Source organism: Maribacter sp. (assembly GCF_039968975.1).
Classification (GTDB): Bacteria; Bacteroidota; Bacteroidia; order Flavobacteriales; family Flavobacteriaceae; genus Maribacter.
In genome coordinates this window covers 1-2,493 of sequence record NZ_JBDVOT010000238.1, presented here as the reverse complement: position 1 = coordinate 2,493, position 2,493 = coordinate 1, and the positions used below count along the sequence as shown (strand labels likewise).

The following is a 2,493-nucleotide window of genomic DNA, read 5'->3' as shown; positions in this document are numbered from 1 at the left end:
TTTACAAGATGACACCCCTATTCCAATCAACAAAACCAACAAAATTATCTTTTTCATATATTCAACAAAGGTAAATTTTTCTTTTTCAGTACACTATTCATGCCAGCAATACCTTGTAAACCACCCGTATGTATTGCCATAATTTTGGTTCCTACCGCAAAAGTATCATGCTTAATCATATCGAACAACCCAAAAATCATTTTTCCTGTATAAATAGGATCTAATGGAATAGACGTGATTTCTTTGAATGTATTAATAAAATGAATTAGCTCTTCTGATGTTTTTGCATAGCCACCAAAATAATAATCGGTCACCAATTGCCACCGTTGGTTGTCTACCAATTTTTCTATTTCATCATTTAAAAAGCCTCCTTTTAACGCAGAAAAACCTAGTACTTTTTGATGTAAAAAAGAGGACTTTATTAACCCTGATACCGTACCGCCAGTACCCACACTGCTGCATATGAAATCAAATTCTTTATCTTTTTTGGTAATAATTTCTTCGCACCCTTTTATCGCTAAATCATTAGTCCCTCCCTCTGGCACCAGATAAAATTGTCCGAACTCATTTCGTAAATCATCAATAAATACGTCAGATTCTTTTTCTCGATAGTCGCTTCTGCTTATAAACTTAAAACGCATACCATCATCATAAGCCTTCTTTAAAGTGGCGTTCGTTTTCCATGAAGATTCAAGTTCTTCTCCACGTATAACCCCTATTGCCTTAAACCCTTTTTCTTTCGCCGCATAGGCAGTTGCGGCAATATGGTTAGAATATGCTCCGCCAAAGGTTAAAATGGTATGCTGGTTTTCTGCCTGGGCAGCCAATAAATTGTACTTAAGTTTTCTATACTTGTTTCCAGAAATAAACGGATGTAATAAATCTTCGCGCTTAATAACAAGAGTTACCTGCTTTTCTGCTAATAAGGGATGTTCAATAAATTGATTAATGCTTTGCAAGTAGGGCGAATTTATCGCCAAAGATATTTAATAAAGCTAAATGTTTTTCGATTGGACAGATAATCCATATCATTTTCATTTACATAAGCCTCGCGCTCAAAACTAAGATTTTGATAAGCTTTGTAAGTATCTAAATAGCAAATGGCTCTAATTACCCATTCTGTTAGATATAAAATATAAAAAGGAAGAATCAATAATTCTTGTTGCTGACGCAAATGAATTTTCTCATGGTTTATGAGAACATCATCATTTTTTAAACTTCCATTTTTTAAAAATATGAAAGGCCATAGTGAAAGACCCACATAATTTTTATAGAAGAAATGTCTAAAAACCAATATCATAGATTTAATTTGATACTATTACAACAAATATAAAGCCAAAATTAGACCGTAAAAAAATTACTGGTTTTTATTGCCAACAAAACCGATTAATGGTCAAATAATGGATTAAGCGCTTTAATTGCTAACTTCAAAACATATTGCTTTTAGGTTATCAACAGAAAGAAGTAACTTTATACTATTAAAAGGTATTGATTACATGAAAGAAATAATCCCTATTGAAGAAGGTGATTTTTATTGGTCTGAAAACGGATTTAGAGTTTTTACCAAACAATACCACTTAAAACGGGGATATTGCTGTGAAAGTGGTTGCAGACATTGCCCGTACGGGTATGATCCTAAAACAAATACACAGTAGATTTTAACATAGCTCGGCACGGTATTTGTGAATATTCTTTTTAGAAAAAATAAGTACTTAAAATATATAACGTTATGAAAAACATCAAATTACTTGGCTTACCTCTGCTTCTTTTAGTTTTTATCACTTCTTGCTCATCGGTTAGTGTACTTTCTGATTATGATCAAAAAGCAGATTTTAACGGATATAAATCTTATGCTTTCTATAAAACAGGCATAGACAAAGCTCAAATATCAGATTTAGACAAGAAGCGTATTCTTCGTGCCATTGAAACTGAAATGAGCTCTAGAGGTTTTGTAAAGTCTGAAACACCAGACATCTTAGTCAGTATTTTCACCAAAGAACAAGAAAGGGTTGACGTATACAATAACAACTATGGCTGGGGTGGTGCCTGGGGATGGGGTTATAACCCATGGGCATGGGGACCTGGTTTTGGCTGGGGCGGCACAAGTGTTAGTGCAAGCACCCAAGGTTCTTTATATATTGACCTCATAGATAATAAAACTAGCGAATTGGTGTGGCAAGGTAAAGGTGTAGGCACACTTTCTAACACCAAAAACATCGCCAAAAAAGAAGAGCGCATTAGAGAATTTGTTTCTCAAATTTTAGAGCAATACCCTCCTAATGCCGTTGCAATGAAATAATAGCTATACAATTTAAAAAGGGGCTTGTAGTTGAATTCATCTACAAGCCCCTTTTTATTTATAGTAACGGAAAGTGAGTATCATTCTTTACTTCATTTAAAACAAAAGCACTTTTAACACCACCTATACTGGGCAATGAAGCAATCTTAAATTTCGCAAAATTATAATAGGCGTCTAAGTTTTTGACCACTACT

Annotated in this window: 4 protein-coding genes; 2 read left to right on the top strand and 2 right to left on the bottom strand. The window is 33.9% G+C overall.

Translation table 11 applies throughout. The features are described from left to right. Nucleotides 1–53 precede the first annotated feature (53 nt). Complete coding sequence (locus ABJI11_RS16415; RefSeq protein ID WP_348354624.1) at nucleotides 54–959, bottom strand: pyridoxal-phosphate dependent enzyme; 906 nt, start codon at nucleotides 957–959, stop codon at nucleotides 54–56. A gap of 11 nt (nucleotides 960–970) precedes the next feature. Continuing rightward, the gene (locus ABJI11_RS16410; RefSeq protein ID WP_276493838.1) at nucleotides 971–1,300 is read right to left on the bottom strand and encodes a hypothetical protein; all 330 of its coding nucleotides are present in this window, start codon (nucleotides 1,298–1,300) and stop codon (nucleotides 971–973) included. 196 nt (nucleotides 1,301–1,496) lie between these two features. On the opposite strand from ABJI11_RS16410, the gene ABJI11_RS16405 reads away from it, so the two are divergent. Both ABJI11_RS16405 and ABJI11_RS16400 read left to right on the top strand, forming a co-directional pair. Further along, a complete protein-coding gene (locus tag ABJI11_RS16405; RefSeq protein ID WP_166637489.1) occupies nucleotides 1,497–1,655 on the top strand; it encodes a DUF5522 domain-containing protein in 159 nt (52 codons plus the stop codon). A 74-nt stretch (nucleotides 1,656–1,729) separates the two neighbouring features. After that, a complete protein-coding gene (locus ABJI11_RS16400; RefSeq protein WP_036156457.1) occupies nucleotides 1,730–2,299 on the top strand; it encodes a DUF4136 domain-containing protein in 570 nt (189 codons plus the stop codon). Nucleotides 2,300–2,493 lie beyond the last annotated feature (194 nt).